4 protein-coding genes are annotated in these 5,149 nt (G+C 47.1%); 1 reads left to right on the top strand and 3 read right to left on the bottom strand.

Annotated elements, in window-relative coordinates:
* Positions 1-1,568: calcium-binding protein (locus QUA36_RS19845; protein ID WP_445301446.1), on the top strand; the 1,568-nt coding region annotated here is incomplete at its 5' end.
* Positions 1,569-1,823: 255 nt separating this feature from the next.
* Here QUA36_RS19845 and QUA36_RS19840 read toward each other — a convergent pair.
* The 3 genes from QUA36_RS19840 to QUA36_RS19830 all read right to left on the bottom strand — a co-directional run bounded on the left by QUA36_RS19840 (position 1,824) and on the right by QUA36_RS19830 (position 5,071).
* Complete coding sequence (locus tag QUA36_RS19840) at positions 1,824-2,528, bottom strand: rhomboid family intramembrane serine protease (protein ID WP_333158696.1); 705 nt, start codon at positions 2,526-2,528, stop codon at positions 1,824-1,826.
* A gap of 550 nt (positions 2,529-3,078) precedes the next feature.
* The gene (locus tag QUA36_RS19835) at positions 3,079-4,176 is read right to left on the bottom strand and encodes a DJ-1/PfpI/YhbO family deglycase/protease (protein ID WP_333370851.1); all 1,098 of its coding nucleotides are present in this window, start codon (positions 4,174-4,176) and stop codon (positions 3,079-3,081) included.
* Positions 4,177-4,312: 136 nt separating this feature from the next.
* A complete protein-coding gene (locus tag QUA36_RS19830) occupies positions 4,313-5,071 on the bottom strand; it encodes an SDR family oxidoreductase (protein ID WP_333451145.1) in 759 nt (252 codons plus the stop codon).
* Between the last annotated feature and the right edge of the window lie 78 nt (positions 5,072-5,149).

The following is a 5,149-nucleotide window of genomic DNA, read 5'->3' as shown; positions in this document are numbered from 1 at the left end:
CAACGGGGACAACCACAAATCCCACAACTCCAACACCAGCGATCACAACTCCAACACCAGCGACCACAACTCCAACACCAGCGACCACAACTCCAACACCAGCGACCACAACTCCAACACCAGCGGGGACAACAACGAGTCCGACAACGGGGACAACAACGAGTCCGACAACGGGGACAACAACGAACCCCACAACGGGCACATTGCCGACACAGGTTCCGAGTCCGAGCCCGACTCCGACTGCGGGCGCGACAACTCCGAGTCCGAGTCCTTCGATCGTCCCCACTCCAACTGCGGCGCCGCCAACTCCTCCGCCTTTAGGCGGCGGGCCGACTCCGCCGAGTTTTACATCTCCGACTCCTAACCAGCCGCCGCTCGTGGAAGCGGGTAAGACGGTGACTGGTTTGCAGAATTTGCCTCTTTCTCTGAGCATTTCGGCGCCCAGCGACCCGGAGGGCGATCCACTGTTGATCGCGGTAGTCGGACTTCCCAATCCTACTTTTGGTCAGGTAATTACGGGTACGAACCCAGTCACCGTGAACCAAAAGTTAACCGTTCAGGATTTACTCGGGCTGAAATTCCAACCTGGAACAAACGTGATCGGGCAAGCCGGTTCTTTCAGCTACAGCGTAGCTGACGACCAAGGCGGCACGGCTGCAGCGTCAGTGGCGATTAACATCAATTCTTTCGATACCTCCGTAACTGTTCCAACTCTCCTGCCGCCTATTGCTGTCGATGACGGCATCGTATTTACCAATACGAATAATTTGCTGCCAACTTTCATCGACGTGCTGGCCAACGATTCCAGCCCGCAAAAAGGGACGCTCAGCATTATCAATGTCAGCACACCACAACTGGGGGTAGCTGTAAATCTTGTCTCTCAAGTGCAATTCATCCCCGGCAACGTAGCCGGTACAACTGCTTTCACCTACAGCGTCAGCGACGGATTCGGGACAATTCCGGGCGTGGGTACTGTCACCGTTCAAATCTTGCCGGCTGATAGCGGGCCTAACAATTTGGTTGGGGGTTCTTTGCCGGACAATTTGGACGGTTTGGCCGGCAGCGATACTATTGATGGTCAAGGCGGCAACGATACGATTAACGGCGGTGTGGATAACGACGTGATCGTAGGCGGCCTCGGCGCAGATACCATGACGGGGGGCGGCGGCGGCAATCAATACCGCTATACCAGCCCTGCACAAGGTGGGCCTGCCTTTGATGCGGCTTCTTCGGCGGCGATCGAGGCTGCGATCGCGGCGGGCGGATACGATGTGATTACTGATTTTAGCGGTCTCGGTGTGCCGATCGCCGATCAGTTTAATTTTGCCCCCGGATTTGCGAATCTTAGCGGTAACAGCCAAGTTCTGCTGAATGTGCAGACAACGGTTTCTGCAAATATTCTGGGAGGAAGTGCTTTCTTGTTTGCCTACGATTCCGGCGGCAATACTTACATCATTTATGACGGTAATGGCAATAACCTCACCGGCAGCGATTCTCGCATTTTGGCGAAGTTAAATGGTGTAACTGGGGTTTCTTCTCTTTCGGAATTTGATTTCACGTTTATCTAGGAAGATAAGAGGTTGGAAACCGCAGATAAACGCAGATAAACGCCGATTTACTTGGCAGTTTATCTGCGTTAATTTTTGTTCACCTACGGTGAAAAATTAAATCTGATTATCTTCAGAAAACAATCCCAACTAAGAGCCAAGCATAGCACCGAACTTTGAGAAAAATTAGAGGTTTTCACCGCAGATTAACGTAGATAAACGCCGATTTCCTTTGCAGTTTATCAGCGTTAATTTGCGTTAATCTGCGGTGAAAAATTAAATCTGATTATCTTCAGAAAACAATCCCAACAAAGGGCCGAGAATAGCGCCGAAAACAAAGCCGCCAGCGTGGGCCCAGTAGGCAACTCCCCCGGATTCCATGCCGACACTTGCCGGGGCATTCAAGGAAGCCAGGCCGCTCAATGCTTGCTGTGCAAACCAAAATCCTAGAAAGAAGAAAGCGGGGACTCTGACAGTGGTAATAAAGATTCCTAATGGCAGCAGTGTCAGAACTTTGGCTTGGGGATATCTGAGAATGTAAGCTCCCATGACGCCTGCGATCGCGCCGCTAGCACCCAGGGACGGAATGGCAGATGCTGAGGAAAAAAACCACTGAGTTAGTGATGCTAAAACGCCGCAAGTAAGGTAAAATATTATAAATTTGACGTGTCCTAAACGGTCTTCTACGTTGTTGCCAAAAATCCACAAAAATAACATATTGCCGGCAATGTGAAGAAAGCCTGCGTGCAGGAATTGGGAGCTAATTAGTGTCGTCCATTCGGGAAATGGCGAAACGGGCAGAGCAACCCGACACATATTGCTTAACTGGCAAGGAACTACGGCCCAAGAGTAGAAAAATTCGGTTAATTGTCGATCGCCCAAACTGAGTTCGTACAAAAATACTAATATGTTTGCCGCAATCAGCCCGTAGGTGACATAGGGAGTGATAGTAATGGGATTTTCATCGCGTAAGGGAACCACAGCCTTTTTTTCCTCATCAAAATATTGGCAACACAGTAGCGCATTTATAGCCCAGGTGTCTCCTGTCTAAAGGAAGAGGAAACAAGCCAATCGATTTTAGATTTTGGATTTTAGATTTAAAGAATTTAAGAATTTAAGAATTTAAGAAGGCGACCTCACGGATGTATCCGAGGGCTGGTTAATCGATTTTAGATTTTAGATTTTAGAATTAAAGAATTGAATAATTGAAGAAAGCGACCTCACGGATGTATCCGGGGGCTGCTTATCGGATACTATATTTTTTATTTATGCACGGATGAATCCGGGGGCTTGTACCGCCCTTGGATGTCGCAAGCTTCCTTCAAACCCGCAGTGTCCCGCTGAAATAATAATAAAACCCATTGAATAAAACCCTCCACCTTGCAGTTAGTTGAATATCTGCTTGTTAGTGTTGGGTTTTATATTACCGCCAAGGGGTATATTGTAGGATTGCAGAGCAAGTTTGTAGTTGCGATATTGGTGGAGTTTTAACAAGTCAACACAACTACAAACTTATTTATCCCCTTGCTGATTACATTTTTACAGCGGGGCTAGTCGAAGGTTTAGGCGACTTAATTTCCTGGGAAGCTGCACGGGCGCGGAAGAGTTTAGCAACGACTTGTTCACACTTAGACAAATCCGATTCTATCTCTGTCAAAATGGCAGTTGATACGGGATCTGTGAACTTCACCCGCAGGTTGTTGATATCGACAACACCGGTTTGCAAATCACCGAGAGTGCTCCGCAGCAAGAACGTTTCATCGGTTCCTTGCATCGACGCTTTTAACTTAGCGTATTTGTCAGCAATTTGGGCGGGAATTGAGGGTTTTTCACCGAAATCGTTGAGGCGACTTTCGAGAGCGATGATGTGGTGCTGTTTGTTTTGAATCATTTCTCTCAAGAGCGATCGCAAATCGCTGTCTTGGGTTTTTTCCGCATAATGTTCAAATGCTTCGCAAGCATAGCGTTCCCCTGCGAGGGCGGTATTCAAACCTTTAACTATGTCGCCTTGTGTAGAACCTCCCCAACCATTAGCTAATTTCCACCATTCTGCATTTTTGTCAGTTTCTTCTGGCAAACCGACTGCTTTTCCGCCGTAACCGAGGCGAGCCATAATTGCGGTGGTAAATATTGCTAAATCTCCCGGTTGGCGGGAAGTAATCAAGTTGCCGTCAACTACTAAAGCTTCGTTAATGTAGTTAGCCCCGGCATTGATCATGTCTGTTTTAATTGCCAAGAAACCAGTCGCATTTTTGCCTTTCAGCAAGTCGGCTTCAATCAAAACTTGCGGGCCATGGCAAACAGCAGCGACGAGTTTTCCTTGCTCAAATGCTTCTCGTACAAACCTTACTGTGTTGGGATTAGTCCGCATTGTATCGGGAGCCATGCCGCCGGGAATTATCACTGCATCGAATTCTGCTGGCAATGCTTCTGTGGTAGTTCCGTCAGCTTGCTGGGCAACTTTTCCTTGTTTCCCTGCATACTTTTCGTTTGTCCGCGAACCGAGGACAACTACATCAAAATTTGCTTGTTTTAAGGCGTTGTAAGGAACTAAAAATTCCGAATCTTCAACTCCATTTTCAATGAGTATGGCAACTCGTTTTGTGTTGCCACCGTTATGGGTTGTCATAATCAAATTTCCTCAGACTATCTTTGATATAACCATAAATGATTTATGATTTTTTTATCGTCTTGCTAAAGTGATAAATTAGTTAGTTTTAAAAAGTGTCAGCATGAGCCTTGAGAGGTATTTTACAGTTATTGTCTCAATGCACATAAGAGGCTCCGTTAATGTCGATCGTAGTCCCGGTAGCGTGGGTAGCCAAACCTGACGCTAAAAACGCGATAACATTAGCAACATCTTGAGGAGGAGCTATTTTGCCGATCGGGATATCGCGAATAATACCAGCTTCACCGAACTCCTGAATAAACTGATTAGACATTTCTGTACTGACAAATCCCGGTGCAACTGTAAATGCCAAAATATTATCAGCCGCAAACCCTCTAGCAATACTGCGAGTTAAAGCAACAATAGCACCTTTTGACGCAGCGTAGTGCAGATAATTAGGGTCATCGCCACGAAAAGCAGCGCGACTTGCTATATTAATAATTGTACCGCCCTTGCGAGTTTTAAAATGAAGGATTGCTTCCCGGCACAAGTCGGCAACTGCAACTAAATTAACTTGTAGAGTTTGCTGCCAAGCTGACGACCAAATATCGAACTCGTCCTCTATACCCGCTGACTGCATAATCCCCGCATTGTTAACTAAAATATCAATATGACCCCGCCATTTTAAAGCATCTCGCCACAAAGTCGAGGCAGCGTTTTCCACCCTCAAATCTGCTGCCAATAAATAACAGCGATCGCCCGCAACACTTGCTGCGATCGCTTCAGCTTCTTTCTGACTGCGAAAGTAATGCAAAATCACCTCAGCCCCAGCATTAACCAGAGTCCGCACCGTCACTGCACCAATCCCTTTCGAGCCACCAGTTACTAAAATTACCTTTCCGGTTAAATCAATCATTTTGGAGTTTAGACTAAGCAGGTCAAAAAGTACGATCGCTGTGAGACTAGCGAACAGTTCTCAAGAACGGCAACGGTT

The sequence above is a fragment of the Microcoleus sp. Pol10D4 genome (assembly GCF_036701555.1).
Lineage (GTDB): Bacteria > Cyanobacteriota > Cyanobacteriia > Cyanobacteriales > Microcoleaceae > Microcoleus.
The sequence above is the reverse complement of the archived record's forward strand: the minus strand, read 5'-3'. Positions and strand labels throughout refer to the sequence as shown.

What these genes read in the sequence shown, in the direction of transcription:
- QUA36_RS19835 (WP_333370851.1), bottom strand. Translation starts at nt 4,176, where the DNA reads ATGACAACCCATAACGGTGGCAACACAAAACGAGTTGCCATACTCATT.
- QUA36_RS19830 (WP_333451145.1), bottom strand. Translation starts at nt 5,071, where the DNA reads ATGATTGATTTAACCGGAAAGGTAATTTTAGTAACTGGTGGCTCGAAA.